This window comes from Streptomyces kurssanovii (assembly GCF_040677245.1).
Classification (GTDB): domain Bacteria; phylum Actinomycetota; class Actinomycetes; order Streptomycetales; family Streptomycetaceae; genus Streptomyces; species Streptomyces kurssanovii.
Genome location: NZ_JBFAQK010000072.1, coordinates 1 through 21335, shown reverse-complemented (window position 1 = coordinate 21335; position 21335 = coordinate 1). Strand labels below are relative to the sequence as shown.

19 protein-coding genes and 2 pseudogenes are annotated in these 21335 nt (G+C 70.0%); 9 read left to right on the top strand and 12 right to left on the bottom strand.

Annotation, left to right across the window (positions count from 1 at the left end; translation table 11 throughout):
• Positions 1 to 144 precede the first annotated feature (144 nt).
• The 4 genes from AB0K36_RS31255 to AB0K36_RS31240 all read right to left on the bottom strand — a co-directional run bounded on the left by AB0K36_RS31255 (position 145) and on the right by AB0K36_RS31240 (position 3061).
• Positions 145 to 864: a cation efflux transmembrane domain-containing protein gene (locus tag AB0K36_RS31255; RefSeq protein ID WP_364600673.1), complete on the bottom strand. Its 720-nt coding sequence runs from the start codon at positions 862 to 864 to the stop codon at positions 145 to 147.
• 2 nt (positions 865 to 866) lie between these two features.
• Positions 867 to 1202 carry an ArsR/SmtB family transcription factor gene (locus AB0K36_RS31250; protein ID WP_364600671.1) on the bottom strand — a complete coding sequence of 112 codons (336 nt, stop codon included), beginning with the start codon at positions 1200 to 1202 and terminating at the stop codon, positions 867 to 869.
• Positions 1203 to 1343: 141 nt separating this feature from the next.
• Positions 1344 to 1970, bottom strand: coding sequence for a response regulator transcription factor (locus AB0K36_RS31245; protein ID WP_364600670.1), 627 nt, complete (start codon positions 1968 to 1970; stop codon positions 1344 to 1346).
• On the bottom strand, positions 1967 to 3061 hold the full coding sequence (locus AB0K36_RS31240; protein ID WP_364600668.1) for a sensor histidine kinase: 1095 nt from the start codon (positions 3059 to 3061) through the stop codon (positions 1967 to 1969). The genes AB0K36_RS31245 and AB0K36_RS31240 overlap by 4 nt, the downstream gene beginning before the upstream one ends.
• A 210-nt stretch (positions 3062 to 3271) precedes the next feature.
• On the opposite strand from AB0K36_RS31240, the gene AB0K36_RS31235 reads away from it, so the two are divergent.
• Positions 3272 to 3844 carry an RICIN domain-containing protein gene (locus AB0K36_RS31235; protein ID WP_364600666.1) on the top strand — a complete coding sequence of 191 codons (573 nt, stop codon included), beginning with the start codon at positions 3272 to 3274 and terminating at the stop codon, positions 3842 to 3844.
• Positions 3845 to 4040: 196 nt separating this feature from the next.
• On the opposite strand, the gene AB0K36_RS31230 is transcribed toward AB0K36_RS31235, so the two are convergent.
• From AB0K36_RS31230 to AB0K36_RS31215, 4 genes and pseudogenes are all read right to left on the bottom strand, one after another.
• Positions 4041 to 5417: a cellulase family glycosylhydrolase gene (locus tag AB0K36_RS31230; RefSeq protein ID WP_364600664.1), complete on the bottom strand. Its 1377-nt coding sequence runs from the start codon at positions 5415 to 5417 to the stop codon at positions 4041 to 4043.
• Between the two features lie 559 nt (positions 5418 to 5976).
• On the bottom strand, positions 5977 to 9327 hold the full coding sequence (locus tag AB0K36_RS31225; protein WP_364600662.1) for a P-loop NTPase: 3351 nt from the start codon (positions 9325 to 9327) through the stop codon (positions 5977 to 5979).
• 37 nt (positions 9328 to 9364) lie between these two features.
• Positions 9365 to 10000: a hypothetical protein gene (locus AB0K36_RS31220; protein ID WP_364600660.1), complete on the bottom strand. Its 636-nt coding sequence runs from the start codon at positions 9998 to 10000 to the stop codon at positions 9365 to 9367.
• A gap of 134 nt (positions 10001 to 10134) precedes the next feature.
• Positions 10135 to 10515: pseudogene (locus AB0K36_RS31215) on the bottom strand (helix-turn-helix domain-containing protein); the annotation flags it as partial.
• Here AB0K36_RS31215 and AB0K36_RS31210 point away from each other — a divergent pair.
• Both AB0K36_RS31210 and AB0K36_RS31205 read left to right on the top strand, forming a co-directional pair.
• Positions 10512 to 10790 (top strand): annotated as a pseudogene (locus tag AB0K36_RS31210) (XRE family transcriptional regulator); the annotation flags it as partial. The pseudogenes AB0K36_RS31215 and AB0K36_RS31210 overlap by 4 nt on opposite strands.
• A 24-nt stretch (positions 10791 to 10814) precedes the next feature.
• The gene (locus AB0K36_RS31205) at positions 10815 to 11933 is read left to right on the top strand and encodes a tyrosine-type recombinase/integrase (RefSeq protein ID WP_364600658.1); all 1119 of its coding nucleotides are present in this window, start codon (positions 10815 to 10817) and stop codon (positions 11931 to 11933) included.
• Positions 11934 to 12041: 108 nt separating this feature from the next.
• Here AB0K36_RS31205 and ychF read toward each other — a convergent pair whose 3' ends face one another.
• On the bottom strand, positions 12042 to 13130 hold the full coding sequence (gene ychF, locus AB0K36_RS31200; RefSeq protein ID WP_364600656.1) for a redox-regulated ATPase YchF: 1089 nt from the start codon (positions 13128 to 13130) through the stop codon (positions 12042 to 12044).
• Between the two features lie 215 nt (positions 13131 to 13345).
• On the opposite strand from ychF, the gene AB0K36_RS31195 reads away from it, so the two are divergent.
• The gene (locus AB0K36_RS31195) at positions 13346 to 13915 is read left to right on the top strand and encodes a DUF6542 domain-containing protein (RefSeq protein ID WP_435877976.1); all 570 of its coding nucleotides are present in this window, start codon (positions 13346 to 13348) and stop codon (positions 13913 to 13915) included.
• Between the two features lie 117 nt (positions 13916 to 14032).
• On the opposite strand, the gene ppgK is transcribed toward AB0K36_RS31195, so the two are convergent.
• From ppgK to AB0K36_RS34760, 3 genes are read right to left on the bottom strand one after another with little or no spacing between them, the layout of a single operon-like run.
• The gene (ppgK, locus tag AB0K36_RS31190; RefSeq protein ID WP_189466278.1) at positions 14033 to 14773 is read right to left on the bottom strand and encodes a polyphosphate--glucose phosphotransferase; all 741 of its coding nucleotides are present in this window, start codon (positions 14771 to 14773) and stop codon (positions 14033 to 14035) included.
• Between the two features lie 30 nt (positions 14774 to 14803).
• The gene (locus AB0K36_RS31185; RefSeq protein ID WP_364600654.1) at positions 14804 to 15799 is read right to left on the bottom strand and encodes a 4-hydroxy-3-methylbut-2-enyl diphosphate reductase; all 996 of its coding nucleotides are present in this window, start codon (positions 15797 to 15799) and stop codon (positions 14804 to 14806) included.
• Positions 15796 to 16329, bottom strand: a complete 534-nt coding sequence (locus AB0K36_RS34760) for a hypothetical protein (RefSeq protein WP_435877975.1) — start codon at positions 16327 to 16329, stop codon at positions 15796 to 15798. The genes AB0K36_RS31185 and AB0K36_RS34760 overlap by 4 nt, the downstream gene beginning before the upstream one ends.
• On the opposite strand from AB0K36_RS34760, the gene AB0K36_RS31175 reads away from it, so the two are divergent.
• The 5 genes from AB0K36_RS31175 to AB0K36_RS31155 all read left to right on the top strand — a co-directional run bounded on the left by AB0K36_RS31175 (position 16299) and on the right by AB0K36_RS31155 (position 21228).
• Positions 16299 to 16937: an RNA polymerase sigma factor gene (locus AB0K36_RS31175; protein WP_364600652.1), complete on the top strand. Its 639-nt coding sequence runs from the start codon at positions 16299 to 16301 to the stop codon at positions 16935 to 16937. The genes AB0K36_RS34760 and AB0K36_RS31175 overlap by 31 nt on opposite strands.
• A 2-nt stretch (positions 16938 to 16939) precedes the next feature.
• Positions 16940 to 18046: a CU044_5270 family protein gene (locus tag AB0K36_RS31170; protein WP_364600651.1), complete on the top strand. Its 1107-nt coding sequence runs from the start codon at positions 16940 to 16942 to the stop codon at positions 18044 to 18046.
• A 214-nt stretch (positions 18047 to 18260) separates the two neighbouring features.
• The gene (locus tag AB0K36_RS31165) at positions 18261 to 19643 is read left to right on the top strand and encodes an APC family permease (RefSeq protein ID WP_364600649.1); all 1383 of its coding nucleotides are present in this window, start codon (positions 18261 to 18263) and stop codon (positions 19641 to 19643) included.
• Between the two features lie 88 nt (positions 19644 to 19731).
• Positions 19732 to 20940, top strand: a complete 1209-nt coding sequence (gene xseA, locus AB0K36_RS31160; protein ID WP_189466286.1) for an exodeoxyribonuclease VII large subunit — start codon at positions 19732 to 19734, stop codon at positions 20938 to 20940.
• A gap of 54 nt (positions 20941 to 20994) precedes the next feature.
• Entirely contained in the window at positions 20995 to 21228 is a 234-nt protein-coding gene (locus AB0K36_RS31155) for an exodeoxyribonuclease VII small subunit (RefSeq protein WP_364600647.1), read from the top strand.
• Positions 21229 to 21335 lie beyond the last annotated feature (107 nt).

Sequence of the window (21335 nt, the reverse complement as noted above, 5' to 3'; positions counted from 1 at the left end):
CCTTCCACGGGTGTGCGACACCCCCGGGGGCCGGTCCCGCGGCGTCCCGGCGACGGCTTCACAGCCTCGGGGAACAACGGAACAGCCATGGGGGCAAAGCGGGCCTCGGTGCGATGCCGGTGTCCGCTTCGCGCTGATGGGTGGTCAGTTGCAGCAGTCGCAGCCGGGGCGGCAGCCGCAGGCATCCGTCTCGGTACCGGCGGCCGGTACCGCCGCGGCGGTGGGTGCGCAGCACCCCTTGCCCTGCCAGGCGTCGCGGCCTTCCTTGACGGCGATGGCGGCGATGACGAGGGCGGCGATGGGGTCGGCCCAGGACCAGCCGAGGGTGGCGTTGAGGACCAGGCCGAGCAGGAGCACGGCGGAGAGGTAGGTGCACAGCAGGGTCTGCTTGGAGTCGGCGACCGCGGAGGCGGAGCCGAGTTCCCGGCCGGCGCGGCGCTGGGCGGCGGACAGGAACGGCATGACGGCGAGGGAGAGAGCGGCGATGACGATGCCGGGGATCGACCGCTCGGCCTCGCCGGTGCCGGTCAGGGCGCGGACGGCGTCGAAAGTGACGTAGGCGGCGAGGGCGAAGAAGGAGGCGGCGATGATCCGCAGGGTGCGGTGCTCGCGGGCTTCGCGTACGGCGTGGTCGGAGGCGGAGAACTGCCAGGCGACCGCGGCGGCGGAGGAGACCTCGATGATCGAGTCGAGGCCGAAGCCGATCAGGGCGGTGGAGGAGGCGAGGGTGCCGGCGGTGAGGGCGACGATCGCCTCGATGACGTTGTAGGTGATCGTGGCCGCGACCAGCAGTCGTATCCGGCGGATGAGTGCGTCGCGGCGGGCCGGGGAGGGACCGAGGGATATCGATATCTCGGCGGTCATGGTCAGCAGCAGCCCTTGTCGTCGGCGTCCACGCAGGTGCGGTCGGTCTCTACGGCCACCACGGCGGTGCGCAGGTCGTCCAGCGCGTGGCCGAGTCGTTCGTCGGCGAGCTCGTAGCGGGTGCGGCGGCCGTCGGGGACGGTGACGACCAGGCCGCAGTCGCGCAGGCAGGCCAGGTGGTTGGACAGCCTGGTCCGCGAGATGCCGAGCGCGTCGGCGAGGTCGGCCGGGTAGGCGGGGGCATGGCGCAGGGCGAGCAGGATGCGGCAGCGGATCGGGTCGGCGAGCGCGCGGCCGAACCGGGCCAGCACCTCGATGTCGGAGGCAACAGTCAGCACACCACGACAGTACACGGAACCGTGAATTCACGGAACCATGGATCATTATGGCCTCACCCAGTAGCGGGCGGTCATCGGACGTTCAGGACAGTGCGGCTCCGTACGTCCCGGGCCCGGAGCAGCCGGGTGCCACCGAGGCCGTCATCCGTGGGCCCAGCCGTCCTCGCGTACCCGGTGGGCCAGGTCGATCTTCGTGTAGGTGGGGCGGCCCGCCTGCTGGTACTTGGCCTTGACGCTGTCCAGGTAGTACTTGGCCGTGTGCGGGCTGATGCCCGTGCGGCGGGCCGTGGCCTTGAGGGTGAGGCCGGAGGCGTAGGCGAGCAGGACCTCGATCTCCTTGGGTGACAGGCGCGGGCGGGCCGGGCCGTCGTCGTGGGCCCAGGCGAAGGCCAGCTCCGGCGAGTGCACCGTGCCGCCCCCCGCGACCTCCTCGACCGCCCGCACCAGCGTCGGCAGATCGTGATCCTTGGTCAGATAGCCGTCGGCGCCGGCCGCGACGGCGCCGACGATCTGCCGCCGGTCCGCCACCGTGCTGATGACGAGCACCCGTCCGCCCGCCTCCCGCAGCCGCCGGATGTTGTCGGCCGGCGCGGACGCGTCCCGCAGCACCAGGTCGAGGAGGACGACGTCGAACGGCGCACCGGCGTCGAGCAGACCGTCCACCGTGTCGACCGTGGCCGTGAGGCGCAGGCCCGGCGCGTCGCCGAGCCACGCCCGCAGCCCCTCGAGCAGCATCCGGTCGTCGTCGACGACGGCCACATCGATCACGCCGGCCACCGCAGTTCCACCCGCGTGCCTTCCCCGGGTGCGCTGTCGACGTCGGCCGCGCCGCCCGCCTCCCGCATCCGCGCGTGCACCGAACACCGCAGGCCGAACCCCTTCACCTCGGCCTCGGGGTCGAAGCCCGCACCCCGGTCGACGACGGTCACCACGAGCGGGAGGCCCTCCCCCTCCGGCCGCCCCGTCACGGTGACGTACGCGTGCGACGTACCGGAGTGGCGCAGCACGTTGTTCAGCGCCTCCGTCGTCGCGTCGGCGAGGGCGGAGGCGGCGTGGGCCGGTATCTCCGGCACCGCGTGGTACTGGGCGCCGACCCGTAACCCCAGGCTCTCCGCCGACCGCACGGCACCTTCCAGCGCCGCCGCCGTACCCGGCGCGGGATCGCCGTCGGTCTGCTGCTGGACGAGCCTGCGCAGATATGCGGCCTCTCTGGCACACCGTTCCCGTACGGGCTCCGCCCCGGGTTCCGCGCGGCCGCTCGCGATCGCCGTCAGGGTGGCCAGCACGGTGTCGTGCAGCGCCCGGTGGTGGGCGATCCGCTCCGCGAGCCGGGCCCGACGCGCCTCGGCCGTGAGCACCCGTGCGGTCGCCGCGTCCAGCAAGGAGCCCTGGCGGCGCAGATACCACCAGAAAACGGCCGCGAGGACGGCCGAGGAGACGATCGAGTTGAGGTTGCCGGCCACGACCCCCACCTCCGCGCCCGTAAGCCGGTAGCCGACGGCGTGGACGAGGCACAGGCCGGCCACGACGCCCACCACCGCCGCCCACCGGGTGAACGCCACCGCCGCCACCGCGCTCGCGGAGCCGCCCAGCATCATCACCCACGCGACCTCGGCGGTCGTCGCGTCACCGGCGCCCACGGCGAACGGCAGCACACCGCCGACCACGACCACGTCGGCCACCGCGGGGCCGGTACCGAACCAGCCGCGCGCCCGTGCCGTGCCGAACACCGCGACGCTGCCCGCCAGCGCCACACCGAGGGCCACCCACGCCAGGGGCCGCCCCCGTTGGTGCTGGGTGACCGCGACCACCCCGGCCGCCAGATGACTGGCCCGGTACAGGCCCGTCGCCAGGATCATGAACGCCTGCGCCCGATGGAGCCCCGATCCCAACTCACCGCGCGCTTCCCCATGCACGCCTTCCGCCCGCACACAACCCCCCTGAACCAGCGGTACAGCCGTCCACCCGTCCGCCGCTAGCTTTCGGGACGGCACCGATGGCGACGAGTCATCAGATCATCGCCCGGCGTCACGGTGCACGTCGGAATCCGGACAGAGAAGGAAGCCACAGTGGCCCGAACCGCTCGCGCAGGAATCCTGGTCGCCGCCCTGGCGTCGCTGCTGGCCGTGCTGATGCCCGGCACGGCCAACGCCGCCGACCCGCCGATCCGTTACACGACCTCACTACGGAACGCCTCGATCTACGAGATGCGCGCCTCGTACTCGTGGCAGTGCATGGACGTACGCGGCGGGTCCACCAGCCCGGGCGCGATCATCCAGCGCTACGACTGCAACGGCAAGCTGCACCAGCGCTTCTATTTCATGCAGTCCGGCACGCCGGGGCTGTTCACCATCGGCACCCTGGGCAGGTACTGCATCGGCGCCAACACCACGCCCGGCCCCGACTACTACAGGACGGTCGTGACCGGCCACTGCCAGGGACCGGGCCAGCTGTTCCGCTGGGTCGACCAGGGCAACAACCACTGGGAGATAGTGGAGGCGCAGACCGGCCTGTGCCTGCACGACACCGGCCGGCGCGTCGCGCTGGAACTCCGCCCGTGCGGCAACATCGCCGTGCCCTACCCGAGCCTGTGGACACCGCGCTACCACACGCAGTACGACTACGGCAGCATCTGGGGCTGATCACGGGGGGAAGCACCGGGGCGGGGGAAGCACCGAGGGCGGGGGAAGCACCGAGGGCGGGCCGGAGCACTCTTCCGGCCCGCCCGTGCTGGTGGAGGAAGCTATGGGCGCGCTCCCGGTGGTCGATGCGGGCCCCCGCCCGCACGGAGCCCCGCGGGAGCCCCGTCGGAGTCCCGGTTCGGGGCCCCGTCGGGGGTCAGCCGGTGGGGAAGTTGTCGGCGGTACTGATCCGGCTCTTGAGCAGTGCCCCGGACTCGGTCAGGACACCGCTGCCACTGTAGTCGCTGCCGTTGCACGTACCGGGCTTGAACGCCGCGCTGCTCTCGTTCGCGTCGGAATAGGTCCAGTTCGCGTAGCCGATCTTCAGTTGGTCCAGCAGGTCCAGCCAGGCGATGCTGCTCGCCCGGTCCATCGCGCCACCGCCGTTGGCGCTCACCGTGCCGAACTCGGTGACGAACAGCGGCAGTCGGGACGCCGCCCGGCTCACCGTGGCGCGGTAGTTGTCCTTGTGGCTCGCGGCGTAGAAGTGGAACGCGTACATGATGTTGGTGGCGTTGACGGGATTGCTGACGACCTCGCTCTCGTTGGAGCCGTCCGAGACGCCCAGGGAGGACCAGCCGCGGGTGCCCACGATGACGACGGCGTCCGGGTCGGCGGCCCGTATCACCGGGATGACCTGCTCGGCGTAGTTCTTGATGGCCGCCCAGCTCACGCCGTTGGGCTCATTGGCGATCTCGTAGATCACGTTCTTCTTGCCGGCGTTGCGGGCGGCGACGGACGCGAAGAACGTCTTCGCGCGGTCGAGGTTGTAGTTGGGGTCGCCCGGCGTCAGGGTGTGGAAGTCGATCATTGCGTACATGCCACGGGCCTCGGCCATGTCGACGAGGCTGTTCACGCGGCTGGTGAAGCCCGCCGGGTCGGTCTCGTAGCCCTGCTCCTGCACGTACATGGCGACCCGGAAGAGGTCCGACTTCCAGTCCTTGGCCAGCGCGTCCAGGGACGCGTTGTTGTAGCACTTGCCGAACCACTGGATGCCGTGCGTGCTCATGCCCCGCAGCTGTACGGGACGGTTGTACTGGTTGCACAGGTTCACGCCGCAGACGTGGAGCTGTCCGTTGACGTCCACCGGGGTGCCGCCCGGGGCGGGCGGATCGGTCGGCGGGTCGGTGACGGAGCCCGTGCAGGCGACGCCGTTGAGCGTGAACGCCGTGGGCTTCGGGTTGGCGCTCGTGAAGGAGCCCACGAACCCCAGGTCGGTGGACGCGCCGGTGGCCAGATCGCGGTTCCAGTCGACGCCGGTCACGGAGACCGTGGAACCGGACTGCGACCAGGCGGCGTTCCAGCCCTGGACGACCTTCTGCCCCGCGTCCGGCATGGCGAACGTGAGCGTCCACCCCTTGACGGGCTCACCCAGGTTGGTGATCTTCACTCCGCCCTGGAAGCCGCCCTGCCACTGGCTGGTGACCGTGTAGTCGACCTTGCAGCCGGCGGCGGCCACCGCCTGGGGACTGAAGAGGGCCGTGAGGCCGAGGACCGTCGCGCAGGTCGCGATCAAGGCCAAGAAGCGTTTCACAATGTTTCTCCTCGTATGAAGCGGAAACAGTTGATGGGAGCGCTCCCACGGCCCATCGGTCCGAGACCGTACACCGGCATGTCCATGACGTACAGGGGTCGGATCGCGGATCATGCCCCCGTCGACCGGATCGCGGATCATGCCCTCGTCGACGGCCCGGCAGCGTCCACCCGACCAGCGGTCACCCGTAGCGCGCCGGTTCGACGGTCGGATGCGCGAGGTTGCAATGGTCCTGCAGTCCGCCGCTCACAGCGGCCATGATCCTCTACTCCCAGTCCTGACGGGTGGACGCCAGCAGCACGTACGGCGTCTCCGGCCCCATCCTGGACTGGGGACTCGACTGGACCGCGCCCTGGGAGCACCTCGTCGAAAATCCCGCACCTGGTCCCTGCTTGGAAGCCCCCGCCGGCGACAACATCCTCGTCATCCCCATTTGGATCGACCGTACCGACCTGTACCCGGAAGGTGACCGACGCCGCCCCAGCACCCCGAAGAGATCAGCTACGGCTACGCAATCGAGCGCTCAGGGTGACAACTGACAGCCATGACGGCGAACGGCTTAAAGCGGAATTCCGGGGCCCCGCGGCTGAAGCTTCTTGAGGAACGGCTCGTAGGTATCAGCGACGGACATGAACTGGTGGTTGCCGCGGCAGAACCTCTTGCCTTCCGCGATGATCTGGAGAATCAAAGTCTGATTATCCAGGAACGTCTGGGAATCGAGGGTCTCGGCACACGCCTCCAGCCATCTGCTGCCTTCACGGGCCAGGATCGTGTAACTGTGCGGAGCGTCTCCGCCGCGTTCGCGAGTGACGGCGTAGAGTTCCTGGACAGCGTTGACAGCTGCCTTTTCGAGATCGGGTTTGCGCGGCGCCTTGGCCGCCGCCTTCAAGTCGATCGCGCTACTTGTGGTTCGCACGAAGGTGTCCTGCTCTCCTCCGTCACATCCCTTGGCACTCAGCAAGTGGTTGCGGGCGACGCCGAGATCTCCGTTCTCCAGCTCGAACTGCCCCCGCTGCAGCCAGTAGTGCCGATCGTCCTGAAGTGAGGTGAGAACCCTGTCGTAGATATTCCGCACGGAGTGGACCGGGAGCTTCAGGTCGTTCATCAGCGAATGGCTAAGCAGCTTGATCATCGCTCTGCGCAAGGGATGGTCGTTGTCCTGGATGTTGCGTGCCCGCGCCGCATAGAAGACGAGCAAAAACTCCACCACCGAGGACAGTTGCTCGACGTTGTCCCTGAGCACCGAATCGACCACGCTGTCCGCGATGGCGCGCTGCCGGCACCGGACTCGGCCGTCACCGGACCGCATCAGTATCCCCATCCCGACAAGTCTCGAGACGGCCTCGCGGAGGCTGCGCGTGGGTGCCTTGCCGCCGGCGATGATCAACAGCAGATCTTCTTCGTCGATGCCGCGCTGCTTGTAGACGAGCGCGGACTCGAAGAGGCAGACGGTCGCGTACGCCGCCCGCTCCTCGCTGCCCAACTGCTGGAACTCGCTGCGGACCTTCTCCTCGAAGTCCTTGCCGGTCACCACCTTGATCATCGCTGCAAGCAGGCCCCGCTCGCAGATGGTGCGCATCGCGTTGAGACGCTGGTGCGGCAGGCGATGCTTCTTCAGCTCACCCAGCAGTCCCTGCTTCTTCAGCGCCTTGATGAGGTTCTTCAGGTCCGCGTCGGTGAGAGGCTCGTCGGATCGCAAGGTGGTGGGATCGAACGTGGCGTCCAGGACGGAGTGACGGGTCGTACGGATGGCGGCGACCACCACGGTCTCGCCACCCTTGTTCAGGGTCTTGAGCATCGTCGCCGCCTGGCCGCCGAACATGTCGACGTCATCAACGAACACGGCCCCGATGTGCTGTTCCAGAACCTGGCCTTCGATGGTCCGGCGCGGCACCGAGGCGTCACGGTCCACCCAGCACACCTTCTCGCCCCGCACATGGAAGCGGTACGCACACTGCATCAGTGCCGTCGTCTTGCCCGAGCCGGCGCTCCCCTTGAGCAGGACAATAGGTGCCCGGCCACTCTGATCACGCTGCGCCGCCTTCTCCAGCGCGTCCACCATCGACAGGTCGGTGGCGACGTTGTGGACGATGTCGCCCCACGTGGGCTCACTGCCCTCCAGAAAGGCACGGTCTCCCTTCGGCGCATCCGCGATCAGAGACGCCACCTGCACGGCTCCGGTCCCCCTGCGTTCGCCTGCGTGCGACTGCGAGAGCGAACGCATTCCCTCAATCAGATCTCCGTGACCGGGGTTCAGTCTCCGGGTCGCGAAATGGAAAGGGGTCTCCTGGATGTGCCCCAGCCCTGCGCGCCGTAGCCTGGGGCGGTTGGCGTCGGAGCCTGCGGGAGTGACGATGAAACCCGGGTAACCGCCACCGGATCCGGACAGTCTGTCCGTCAGCGCGATCGTGTCCCAAAGCGCCGGGCTGTCAGGAGACAGTGCCATGAACAGCACCGGACGATTGAGCAGTTCGGTCTGGAACTGCCGACGCCACAAGTTGCGGGGATCGCTGTCCTCCGCCGACACCGTCCCGAAGTCGTATTCCCCCGCCTCGCCCACCGTTCCGTTCATGGACACGACTTCGATGACGTTCTTCTTCTTCCCAGGCACCTCCTGGGCCCCGTTGACAAGCGCGACGGTGTCGGCGAGTTGCGGATCTCGACCGACAGCGACGGCGAAGGTGTCGGACCCCGTGAAATCGTAGATGCGCCACCAGGGAGACTTCAGCACACGGTGTGCCGCTCGAGGATTCGCGCCGGGTGGGCATAGTAGCGCCTTGACCTGCTGCTCGAGTTGACCTGCGGACAGCTCCTCGCGGGCGGCGTCCCAGGTTTCCGTGAGTGACGGCAGAGGCGAAGGTGTGGAGCCGTACACCAGCCGGGCGAGCCGTTCGTTCAGCTCGTCCGTCCCCAGAACCGCGCTGTCGGCTTCGGGCCCGGAAACCAGCACCAGCACCATGCGCCCGGTGGAAGCCTGCTGGTAGAAGTCCTGAATCAGCGCCGCTTCGTCGGTTTCCTCCGGTGCGCGGTCCCGGTTCGTCGGCGCGGGCGCGGTCACTGATGCTGAAGAACCTCGGGACAACAGGGGCACAGGGCGGCCCACTTCGACGTCCACCACTTCGAGGCCCTGGTCACGCAAGTCCACCCGCAGCAGCCGGTGCACCTGCCCAGGGGCCCGGGACACGACCTGCCAGCCGCCGCCCGCCTCCCCCTCTCCGGCCAGAGCGAGCACGGGCGTGGAGACGCCGGAGACGTCGGGGAGAATGCACGTGTGGCCAGCGAGGAGGACCGTCAGCGCCTTGTCCTCGGCCCAAGCCGAGAAGTCCGCGCCGACCGCACGGTTCAGCTGCTCGTCGTAGCAACCCGCCAAGGTCACCGGAGCGCCCTCGGCAACCATCCGGAAGACCGTGTTGACTGTGACCAGGCCGATCTGCTGGCTCTCCAGGTCGATACTCGACGCCGCATCACCGGCCAGCACGCCGGTGTGCAACCAGGAACCGGGCTGGCGAATGCGGCTCTGCCATCCTTCGAACCCGCCGAAGACATCGGCCCTCAGCGGCTGCGCCACCTCCTCATCGAGGTCACCGCGCCAGAAGTCGTAGGCGTAACCGTCCCACATGTCCGTTAGAGCGCGGCGGACCAGGGGCCGGCGCCCGGCCCCGTCCGTACGGCGGTCACCCAATCCGGGGGCCGCGAGAACCACCGGCGTGGCGTTCGGCGCATGGCCCATGCACTCCAGCATCAGTGTGTCGACCAGGTCCCGGGCGGCCTGATATCCGCCCCCGGGCAGCTCCCCGCAGGTGCCGAGGACGAATAGCCCGTCCAGATGCTTCCCCGAGTCATGAAGGCTTCGCAGATCCCGGACGACAGCCTCGACGGTGCGATCGAACGCCTCCGTGGGTCCGAGCACGGGACCCACACAGAGGATGTGTGCCGATGTTCCCCGCTCAGCCATCGCCCAACCTCACTCCCTTGACCGCAGACCGGGGGATCCGTAGGGAATCACCCTGTCCCTCACACGTGCCCTTCTCGGGCTTCACCTCGATGAACTGTGCGGTCAGCGACCCCTTGACGACCTTGCCCGAAATACGGTCGAGCCCCGGGCCACACAGAGCGGTCAGCGTCGTCCGATAGGACGGGTCGACGACGACGGTCCCCGCGACGGACTCTTCCTTCGGCCCCAACAGCACCCCGAGGGCGAACGTGGCAACGCTCATGAAAACCGCCATCGCGGCGACCCTGTTGGCCCGCGCCTGACGTTTGTCGATTTCCCGGGCTTCGTGGTTGGCCTTGTCCAGGACCCTTTTGACCAGTGCCTCACGGGTCTTGACGAAACCGGGCCCCGGGGCGTCCACCACGGGCAACGCGACCGCGCTCATGTAGAGCAGAGCCGCGATCAGCCATAGCGCGACCGCGATGACCGCAGCCACCTGGGTCGGCTTGCCCCGATCCGCCAGGGCCGTGAACGTCAGGGCGGCAAAGAGGCCTCCGGCGAACAGGGTGACGGTGGACTGTGCCGCTTGCGCCCTGAGTCGTGCGTTGAAGCCCGACTGAACCCGCTGCGCGTAATAGGCCTCGGTCACCGGGGCGGTTACTGCGTCAAGTACGCGTTCATAGTCCGCCGATTGCGCCTGAGCGCCTCCCAAGCGAACCTCCCCCCATGGATCTTGGCGTGGAGCGTAACAAGCTATCAGCGCACTGCGCCGGGATTCGGCGTCTTCGGACGCCGCGCCATCAGCTCCGCCTTCCACTGAGCGATCAAAGCCCGGTAGCTAAGCCGTCCGCCACGCGTGGCCACGTTGCGCCGCAGCTCCCTCAAGACCGTCGACAAGTCTCTGCCCAGCCGGCGTGCGATCTCGCGCACGCCTTCGCCCTGGGCGTTGAGCAGCGCGATCTCCTCGCGTTCGGTGAGAGAGAGGTGCTGGCCCGAGGGCCGGCTGAGCTAGATCGACGCATGCCGCCACGCTCACGGAACCGCCGTGAGCCCACCGGGGATACGCCGCACAAGACCGCCGCGTCCCCGCTGCACAACCCCCTCAGCGATCCTCGCCCAGAACACCCGCTCCACATCCCGACGAATCGGAGACCGCCCCGGCAAACGTCTTCGAGCTCCCTCTCGAAGGACTGATGTCCCAGCCCCTGGAGGGGCTCGACATCGATAGCCGGCGCCTCGTCCAGGAGGCCGTCGAGGCGTTCTACGAGGCCCGAGACGCGCGCGACCGCCTCCATCACGCCGTGGTCGCCATCGCCGACCACATCAAGGCCCACCCCGACAGCTCGCGGGCCATCCACGAGCAGTGCCTCCGCCTCATGGGCGACGAGCGCGACGCTCGCACCCTCAGCAACGACATCGCGGACGGCGGCCACTACTGACAACCGACACGAAGGAGAGGCCACTTGGCCAACATCCAGAAACGCTTCAACGGCAAATGGCGTGCCCGCTACCGCGATCTCGACGGCAAGGAGCACGCCCGCCACTTCGACCGCAAGATCGACGCCCAGCGGTGGATCGACGAGGTCACGGCCAGCCTGGTCACCGGTCAGTACGTCGACCCGCGGTCGGCGAAGAAGCCCTTCAAGGAGTACGCGGAGGAATGGCGGGGCATCCAGCCGCACCGGCCTTCCACGGCCAAGGCGGTGGCCCAGCACCTGCGTTGCTACGTCTATCCGGCCTGGGAGAAGCGGGCACTCGGCGCCATTAAGCCCGGCGACGTACAGAGCTGGGTCACCGGCCTGACCACCACGCACGGGCTGGCCGCCAGCACCTCACGGACGGTCTTCAACACGGTCAACGCCGTCTTCCGGGCGGCTGTCCGTGACCGGATGATCCCCCACAATCCGTGCGCCGAGGCGAAACTGCCCTCGGTACCCCGGAGGAAGATCGTGCCCCTGGCCGTCGAGCAGGTACGGACTCTGTCCGAGGAGATACCTGCCCGATACAAGGGCCTCGTGCTGCTCGGCGCGGCTACCGGACTCCGCCCCGGCGAGCTGTTCGGCCTCCAGCTCCGGCACGTGGACCTGCTGCACGCCACCGTCTCGGTCGAGCAGCAGATCCAGCAGACCGCAAAGCACGGCGTGTACGTCTGCCCGCCCAAGACCGCTCGATCACACCGCACGGTCCCGCTCCCTCGCATAGCGGTGGATGCGATGAAGGCCCACCTGCGGGACTCCCCCGCCGATGGGCCCCAGAGCTGGATCTTCACGGCGCCGCAAGGCGGGCCCGTGGTCTACACGCACTTCATGGACGGGTCCTGGCGGCCCGCCTGCGCGAAGGCCGGCATACCGAAGGGCACCGGACCCCACGCCCTCCGGCATCACTACGCCAGCCTGCTGATCAAGCATGGCGAGTCCGTGAAGACGGTCTCCGAGCGCCTCGGCCACACCAACGCGGCCATGACGCTGAACATCCACACCCACCTGTGGCCCGACTCCGAGGAGCGGACCCGGGCCGCCGTCGACAAGGCGTACGCGGACCAGTCCGTCGACGCCCAGCCGCAGGTCGACGAAGCGGCGTAACCGCTCCCCCGCGTGCCTGACCCATCCGACACGCTGCGGACTCCGTGCGGACCACAAAGGCCGCCCAACCCGCTCCGTCGCAGGTCAGACGGCCTTTCGCCGAACGTATTAGACGTTGAAGCGGAACTCCACCACGTCGCCGTCCTGCATCACGTAGTCCTTGCCCTCCATGCGCGCCTTGCCCTTCGCGCGGGCCTCGGCGACCGAGCCGGTCTCGACCAGGTCGGCGAAGGAGATGACCTCGGCCTTGATGAAGCCCTTCTGGAAGTCGGTGTGGATCACACCGGCCGCCTCGGGGGCCGTGGCGCCCTTCTTGATGGTCCAGGCGCGGGTCTCCTTGGGGCCTGCCGTGAGGTAGGTCTGCAGGCCCAGGGTGTCGAAGCCGACCCGGCCGAGGGTCGCGAGGCCCGGCTCCTCCTGGCCCATGGACTGGAGGAGCTCCAGCGCCTCGTCGTCGTCCAGCTCGATCAGCTCGGACTCGATCTTCGCATTGAGGAAGATCGCCTCCGCCGGGGCGACCAGGGCGCGCTGCTCGTTCTTGAAGTCCTCGTCGACGAGCTCGTCCTCGTCGACGTTGAAGACATAGAGGAAGGGCTTGGTGGTCAGCAGGTGCAGCTCGTGGAGCAGGTCGCCCTGCTCGGTGCCCTTGGTGATGCCCGCGGAGAACAGCGTCTGGCCGGACTCGAGGATCTTCTGCGCGGACTCGACCGCGGCGAGGACGGCGACCTTGTCCTTCTGGAGGCGCGCCTCCTTCGTCAGGCGCGGGACCGCCTTCTCCACCGACTGGAGGTCCGCGAGGATCAGCTCGGTGTTGATCGTCTCGATGTCGTCCTTCGGCGAGACCTTGCCGTCGACATGCACGACGTTCTCGTCCTTGAAGGCGCGGATGACCTGGCAGATCGCGTCCGACTCGCGGATGTTCGCCAGGAACTTGTTGCCCAGGCCCTCGCCCTCGCTCGCGCCGCGCACGATGCCCGCGATGTCGACGAAGTCGACCGTGGCGGGGAGGATGCGCTGCGAACCGAAGATGCCCGCGAGGACGGCGAGGCGGGCGTCGGGGACGCCGACGACTCCCACGTTCGGCTCGATGGTGGCGAACGGGTAGTTGGCCGCCAGCACGTCGTTCTTGGTCAGGGCGTTGAACAGGGTCGACTTGCCGACATTCGGCAGACCGACGATTCCGATCGTGAGCGACACGTTGGCGACTTCCTGACGTGGAGGGTGATGACTGGCGGGGCCTTGCGGCCCGCGGTGAGTGGGGCCGATCCACCAGTTTACGGGCGCGGCGGACGGACCTGCGACGGCCTGTCGCGGCCGTCACGGGGCCGCCCGGAGTCGAACGCAGCCCCAAGGTCGTCCAAAGGGCGTGTCTAGTGCCGGTTTCGTACCTCTTGGCGACCTAGTTTGTGCGGGTGGAGCAGCACAGGACAGGTCGCCCCCAGCCGCGGCAGCAGCCGCCGGCTCCCCTCCCGGCACCGGGCACGCTCGCCGACGCCACCGTGTATCCGGTGCCGGCCCGCCCGCCGCGCCCGGTCCCTCCCCTGGTGCTCGCGCTGCGCCGGCTGCCGAACCCCCGGCTGACCGGTCTCGGCGCGGGGCTGTTCGCCGCCGCCACGATGCTGGCGCTGGGCGCTCTCGACGAATTGCTGTTCGACGGTTCCGCGATCCTCTACGGGCTGCTGTTCCTGCCCGTGAGCGCACTCACCGCGCTGTGGGTGCGGGAGGCCGACCTGGTCAGCGCGCCGATCATCGTGCCGATCGCGTTCACCGTCGGGATCGTGCCGCTCTCCGGCGGCAGCGGCGGTTTCGGCGGGCAGACGATGGCCGTGGTGACGGCGCTCGCCGTGCACGCGGGATGGCTGTACGGCGGAACGCTGGTCGCCGGGGTGATCACCTGCGTACGGAAGGTGCGGACGATGACGCGGCGGCACCGCCGCGGGCGGGGGCCACAGGGTCCGCCGGGTCCCGGCCGCCGAAGCTGAGGTCCGGCCGAGACCCGCCCCGCGCTCCTCGCCGCCGAAGCTGAGGTCCGGCCGAGGCCCGCCCCGCGCTCCTCGCCACGGCCGAGGCCCGACCGAGGCCCGCCCCCGCCGTACGGCTCACCTGCCGGCGGCCGCCATCGCCGCGCCCACGATTCCGGCGTTGTTCTGCAGTTCCGCCGGGACGATCTCCGCGCGCACGCCCTCGATCAGCGGCAGGAACTTGTCGGCCTTGCGGCTCACCCCGCCGCCGACGATGAACAGCTCCGGCGAGAACAGCATCTCCACGTGCGCCAGGTACTTCTGCACCCGCCGCGCCCAGTGCTGCCAGGTGAGGTCGGCGTCCTCCTTGGCCTTCGTCGAGGCGCGCTTCTCCGCGTCGTGGCCGCCCAGTTCGAGGTGGCCCAGCTCGGTGTTCGGGACCAGCCGGCCGTCGACGAAGAGGGCGCTGCCGATACCGGTGCCGAACGTGAGCATGATGACGGTGCCTTTACGGCCGCGCCCGGCCCCGAAGGTCATCTCCGCCACACCGGCCGCGTCCGCGTCGTTCAGGATCGTGACGGGCAGTCCGCCGAGGCGGCCGCTGAGGAGCGAGGCCGCGTCCTTGTCGACCCAGCCCTTGTCCACGTTCGCCGCGGTGCGTGTGACGCCGCTGGTGACCACGCCGGGGAAGGTGATGCCGACCGGGCCGGTCCAGCCGAAGTGGCCGACCACCTCCGCGACGCCGTCGGCGACGGCGTCCGGCGTCGACGGGTGCGGTGTCAGGACCTTGTGGCGCTCCTGCGCCAGATCGCCGCGGTCCAGGTCCACGGGAGCGCCCTTGATCCCGGACCCGCCGATGTCAACTCCGAAGACGTTCATGGACACAACGTTAAGGGGCCGAGCTGAGCGTCACTGCCCGGACGGGTCGGCCGACATCGCGGCGGCCTCCGCGCGCAGGTCCCTGCGGAGCTCCTTCGGCAGGGAGAAGGTGATCGACTCCTCGGCCGCCTTCACGATCTCGACGTCCTCGAAGCCGCGCTGCGACAGCCACTCCAGCACGCCCTCGACCAGCACCTCCGGCACGGACGCGCCCGAGGTGACACCGACCGTGGAGACACCGTCCAGCCATGCCTCGTCGATCTCGTCCGCGAAGTCGACCAGGTGGGCGTCGCGGGCGCCGGCGCCGAGAGCGACCTCGACGAGGCGGACCGAGTTCGACGAGTTCTTCGAGCCGACGACGATGACCAGGTCGGCCTCCGCGCCCATCTGCTTGACGGCGATCTGGCGGTTCTGCGTGGCGTAGCAGATGTCGTCGCTCGGCGGCGAGATCAGTCCGGGGAACTTGGTCTTCAGGGCGTCGACCGTCTCCATCGTCTCGTCGACGGAGAGGGTGGTCTGGGACAGCCAGATTACCTTGTCGGGGTCGCGGACCTCGACGTTCGCCACGTCTTCGGGGCCGTCGACCAGCGTGATGTGGTCGGGCGCCTCGCCGGACGTGCCGATGACCTCTTCGTGGCCCTCGTGGCCGATCAGAAGGATGTCGTAGTCCTCCTGGGCGAACCGCACGGCCTCCTTGTGGACCTTGGTGACCAGCGGGCACGTCGCGTCGATCGTCGCGAGCTTCCGCTCCGCCGCCTCCTCGTGGACGGTCGGGGCCACGCCGTGCGCCGAGAACATCACGATGGATCCCTCGGGGACCTCCGCCGTCTCGTCGACGAAGATCGCGCCCTTCTTCTCGAGTGTCTGTACGACGTACTTGTTGTGGACGATCTCGTGGCGGACGTAGATGGGTGACCCGTACTGCTCCAGGGCCTTCTCCACGGCGATCACGGCACGGTCCACACCTGCGCAGTAGCCGCGGGGGGCGGCGAGGAGGACGCGTCGGGCAGGAGGCGTAGCAGTCATGCGCCCATCGTAAGGGCCCCGCGATGAAGGCTCTGATCGGACACCGGCTGCGGACCGCCGTTACCCGCGTGGGTGTTTTCCGCTCCGGCGGTGAACGCGCACGGGAGTTCGGTCGGTGACGTCGAGAACGCTGGAACGCGCTGCCCAACGGCAAGAGCGCCCACTTCTACAACATCTGGGCCGGCCGGCGCAGGCTCGACACCTTCCGCGCCGCGCTGCGCGGCGACCTGACCCAGGTCCTCCAGCTGCTCGCCGAAGGCGCACTCACCCCGCAGGTCGCCGCCCGCGTCCCGCTCGCCGAGATCGGCGCAGCGGTGCGGCTGGCAGAATCCGGCACCGTGGTCGGCAAGGTCGTCCTGATGCCGTAGGCGGCCGGCGGCGAAGAACGGGGCGGCATCGGCATCCAGCGTGCTTCGGACCGGTCCCCGCTCGCGGAGTGTGACGTACGTCTCGGGAACCCCGCTCGACGGATCGACAGCTGACTGAGGTGACAACAACCATGCGCGCGCGCATTCGAGCGGGGGATCCACAGGCCTTCGCGGAGCTCTTCGACCAATACGCGAAAACCGTCTACAACCACGCCTACCGGCTGACCGCCGACTGGTCGGCCGCCGAGGACATCGTCTCGGCGACGTTCATGGAAGCCTGGCGCGGCCGCGGGCGCCTCGAGGCGGAAGGCGGGAGCGTACGCCCGTGGCTGCTGGGCATCGCCACCAACCTCGTGCGCGCACAGTCGCGCAGCAACCGGCGGTACAAGGCGGCCGCCGCCGCGGCCGCCCGCGCCACGGGCGGCGGGCAGGGGGCGGCTGTGGCCGATCACGCCGAGGAAGTCGCCGGCCGCCTGGACGACCGTCACCGCCTGGCCGCCACCGCCGGCGCACTCGCCGAACTGCGGCGCACCGAACGGGAAGTGCTGAGCCTGTGCCTGTGGCAGGGCCTGGACTACGCCACCGTGGCACAGGTCCTCGGCGTCCCCGTGGGCACGGTGCGCTCCCGGCTGTCCCGGGCACGCAAGAAGCTGCGGAAACTCGCCGACGCGCAACTCCCCGACGCCTTTCGGGAACCCCGGCCGGTGAATCGACAGACAAGAGGTGACCGCACGATCGCGGCCCGGCCCGCACAGGAAGGAACCCGGTGAACATGCGTCAGTCCCGTCCGAGTGACTCCCGCCTCACGCCTGATGAACGGCTCGAGAGCGAGCAGCTGCTCTCCCCCGAGGAAGCCGACCTCCCCGCGGGCCGCCATGCCTTTCACAAGGAAGCACTCATGACCTTCATCCAGCAGGACACCCGATCCACGACCGCCGCCTCCGCCGCTCCCCCGTCCGCGGCGCCGGTGCGCCGCAGGCTGCTGCGCCCTCTGATCGTCCTGCCCGTCGCCGCGTGCTCGCTGGCCCTCGTGGCCGCGGGCGTCCTCACCTTCACCGGAAGCGGCGAGGCCGGCCATGGATCGGCCGCCGGGCCGGCGCTCACCGCCACGGTCGGTGCGGGCACGAGCGCGGGCGTCCCGCAGCTCCTGGACCGGATCTCCCTCGCCTCCGCCGAGAGCCCGCAGGTCGAGGTCCGGGCGGGCCAGTACGTGTACGTCGAGAGCAAGGTCGCCACCACCTACGAGAAGACGGTCGGCGACAAGACGACTCTCGCCAGCGACGGGATCCACCGCCGCCAGGTGTGGCTCTCCACCGACGGCACCAAGGGCTGGCTGATCGACCCGGCCGTCTCCCCGCCCGGCGGCGAGAAGCTCGACCGGACCAACGAGAAGGGCGAGAGCGAACCGTCCCGCCTCAACGCGCCCACCTACGACTACCTCGCCACCCTGCCCACCGACCCCGACACTCTCCTGGCGAAGATCTACAAGGAGACCAAGGGCATGGGCAACAGCCCCGACCAGCAGGCCTTCACCACCATCGGCGACCTGCTGCACGAGTCGCTGCCGCCCGCCGAGCTGAACACCGCCCTGTACAAGGCAGCCGCCAAGATCCCCGGCGTCGTCCACGTCGAGGACGCCGCCGACGCGATCGGCCGCCGCGGGGTTGCCGTCGCGCGCCTGGACGAGACGTCCGGCGTCCGCACCGAATGGATCTTCGACGCCAAGACCTTCACCTACCTCGGCGAGCGCACGATCCAGGTCCGCCCCGACGGCGGCGACTCCGGCCTCATCAAGCCGGGCACCGTCCTCTACACCGAGGCAGTCACCCTCCGCCGGGTCGTCGACGAGCTCAAGGAGACCCCCGCCTCCGGCGCGTGAGCAGGTGCTCCTGATCCCCGGCCGTGACGCGGGTGCGGCCGGGGATCCGGTCGTGCTCGAAGGCTGCGGGCGACCGACGTCTCGTACGGCGCACCCGAAGCCGGTCGGGAAACGACCGCGCGAACGCCACCGCCGTCGGGGACTTCTCCACCGGCACCCCGCTGCCGATGACAGCAGGGAGGAACAAGAACGCCGGGCGAGCAGGAGAGGACCCATGAGACGAGCCACGACCCAGGAGCCCCGCCCCGAAGAGGCGCCCGGCGGCGGCGAGCTGCGGCGCACACTCGGCTTCCGCGACCTGGTCGTCTACGGGCTCCTGTTCATCGCGCCCATGGCGCCGGTCGGCGTGTTCGGCACCCTCGACGCCAAGTCGGGCGGCGCGGTCGCCCTCGTCTACGCCGTCGCCACCCTCGCCATGGCTTTCACCGCCGTGAGCTACGCGCAGATGGTGCGGGTGGCGCCGCAGGCCGGCTCGGTGTTCACCTACGCCCGCAAGGGCCTCGGCGAGGGGCCGGGGTTCGTCGCCGGGTGGATGGCGATGCTCGACTACCTGTTGATCCCGGCCGTCGCCTATCTGTTCTCCGGCATCGCGATGGAGGCGCTGGTCCCGCAGATCGACCGGTGGGTGTGGACGGCGATCGCCGTCGTCGTGACGACGCTGCTGAACCTGTGGGGCGTCCGGGCGGCCGCCCGGGTCGGCTTCGCGGTGCTCGCGGCGGAGATCCTGGTGCTGCTGGTCTTCGTGCTGTCGGCGGTCACGGTGCTCGCGCGCGACGGGGCGCAGCGCGGCTGGCTGACACCGCTGACCGGTGACAGCGGGTTCTCCACGGCGGCGGTGCTCGGGGCGGTGTCCGTGGCGGTCCTGTCGTTCCTCGGCTTCGACGCGATCGCGTCGTTCGCGGAGGAGGTGACCGGAGGCTCCCGGAAGGTGGCACGGGCGGTGCTGTTCTGCCTGGCGCTCGCGGGAGCGCTGTTCGTCGTCCAGACGTACCTGGTGGCGCTGCTCGAACCGGTGCCCTCCGCGCAACTGGCCGCGGAGCCCGCCCGGCAGGGATCGGCCTTCTACGACGCGGTGGACGCGTCGGTGGGCACCTGGCTGCACGACCTGGTGGCGGTGAGCAAGGCGGTCGGAGCCGCGTTCGCGGCGCTCGCCGGGCAGGCGGCGGCCGGACGGCTGCTGTTCGCGATGGCACGCGACCGGCGGCTCCCCCGGGTGCTGGCGCGTACGGACTCCGGCGTGCCGCGGCTCGCGCTGCTGATCGCCGCGACGGTGACGATGGTCGCGGCGGTGTGGGCGGCGCGCCGGGACGACGGCCTGGACCACCTGGTCTCGGTGGTGGACGTCGGCGCGCTCACGGCGTTCGTGCTGCTGCACGCGAGCGTGGTGGGCTGGTTCGTGGTCCGGCGGCAGGACGGCCCGCCGGACCGGCTGCGGCATCTGGTGGTGCCGGTGCTGGGCGCGGGCGTGCTGATCGCCGTGATCGTGGAGGCGGCGAGGTCGGCGCAGGTGGTGGGCGTCGTGTGGCTGGGGGTCGGGCTGGTCGTGCTGGCGCTTCAGCGGGGGCGGCGCCGGACGCTGCCCGGCGGGGAGCGCTAGGCCGCCGCGGCGCGGCGCCCCGGCGGAGAGTCCTACGGTCCGGTCCGAGGGTGCCGGAGTTGTCCGACCCGGCCGTTACGCTCGGCCCATGGCTATCGACACGTCCGCGGAATCCCCTCTGCCGGTCGGCGAGGTGTCACGGCTCATCGGCGGCTGGATCGACCGGCTCGGGGCGGTCTGGGTGGAGGGGCAGATCACCCAGCTGTCGCGGCGGCCGGGCGCCGGTGTCGTCTTCCTGACGCTGCGCGACCCGTCGTACGACATCTCGGTGGGCGTCACCTGCTTCCGGCAGGTCTTCGACGCCGTCGCCGACGTGGTGGCCGAGGGCGCCCGGGTCGTCGTGCACGCCAAGCCGGAGTGGTACGCGCCGCGGGGGCAGCTGTCGCTGCGGGCGGTCGAGATAAGGCCGGTCGGCATCGGTGAACTGCTGGCCAGGCTGGAGCAGTTGAAGCGGTCGCTCGGCGCGGAAGGGCTGTTCGCGGCGGACCGCAAGAAGTCGCTGCCGTTCCTGCCGCACCGCGTGGGCCTGGTCTGCGGGCGGGCGTCCGCCGCCGAGCGGGACGTGCTGGAGAACGCGCGCAGGCGCTGGCCGCACGTGCGCTTCGAGGTGCGCAACGTGGCCGTGCAGGGGGTGCACGCCGTGGCGCAGGTGGTCCAGGCCGTCAAGGAGCTGGACGCGCTGGACGACGTGGACGTGATCATCGTGGCGCGCGGCGGAGGCAGCGTGGAGGACCTCCTGCCGTTCTCCGACGAGCAGTTGGTGCGCGCGGTGGCGGCGTGCTCGACGCCGGTCGTGTCGGCGATCGGTCACGAGCCGGACTCGCCGCTGCTGGACCTGGTCGCGGACCTGCGCGCCTCCACGCCGACCGACGCGGCGAAGAAGGTCGTCCCGGACGTGGGTGAGGAGCTGGTCCGGGTGCGGCAGCTGCGGGACCGGGCGCTGCGCACCGTGCAGGGGCTGCTGGACAGGGAGGAGCGCGGTCTCGCGCACGCGCTCGCCAGGCCGTGCATGGAGCACCCCCAGCGGATGGTGGACGAGCGCGCGGCCGAGGTCGACGCTCTGGTCGCCCGGAGCCGACGCGTCCTCGGGCATCTGCTGGACCGCGCCGACTCGGAGCTGTCGCACACGCGGGCGCGGGTCGTGTCGCTGTCGCCCGCGGCGACGCTGGAGCGGGGTTACGCGGTGCTGCAGCGCGCCGACGGGGCGGTGGTGCGCTCGCCGGACGAGGTCGCCGCGGGGGACCCGCTGCGGGCGCGCGTCGCGGAGGGCGAGTTCCCGGTGCGGGTCGGCGAGTGACGCCCGCGGTGCGCGCCGGTTCTGTTGTCGTTTCTCATACATAGGGTGGATCGCATGGCTGCCAAGACGGAAGAGGCCACGCTCGGTTACGAGCAGGCCCGTGACGAGCTGATCGAGGTCGTGCGCCGGCTGGAGGCCGGCGGCACCACGCTCGAGGAGTCGCTGGCGCTCTGGGAGCGCGGCGAGGAGCTTGCCAAGGTGTGCCGTCACTGGCTCGAAGGCGCACGGGCTCGCCTGGACGCGGCGCTCGCGAAGCCGGACGAGGACGGAGCGACCGACGGGGGCTGAGCCCCGCCGCGTCGGCGAGCGCGCCGCGTCCACCCGCCTACCCAGTGGGCGCGCCCACTGGGTAGGCGGGTGGACGCGGGCCCAGGGCCAGGGAGGCGGACGCGGCG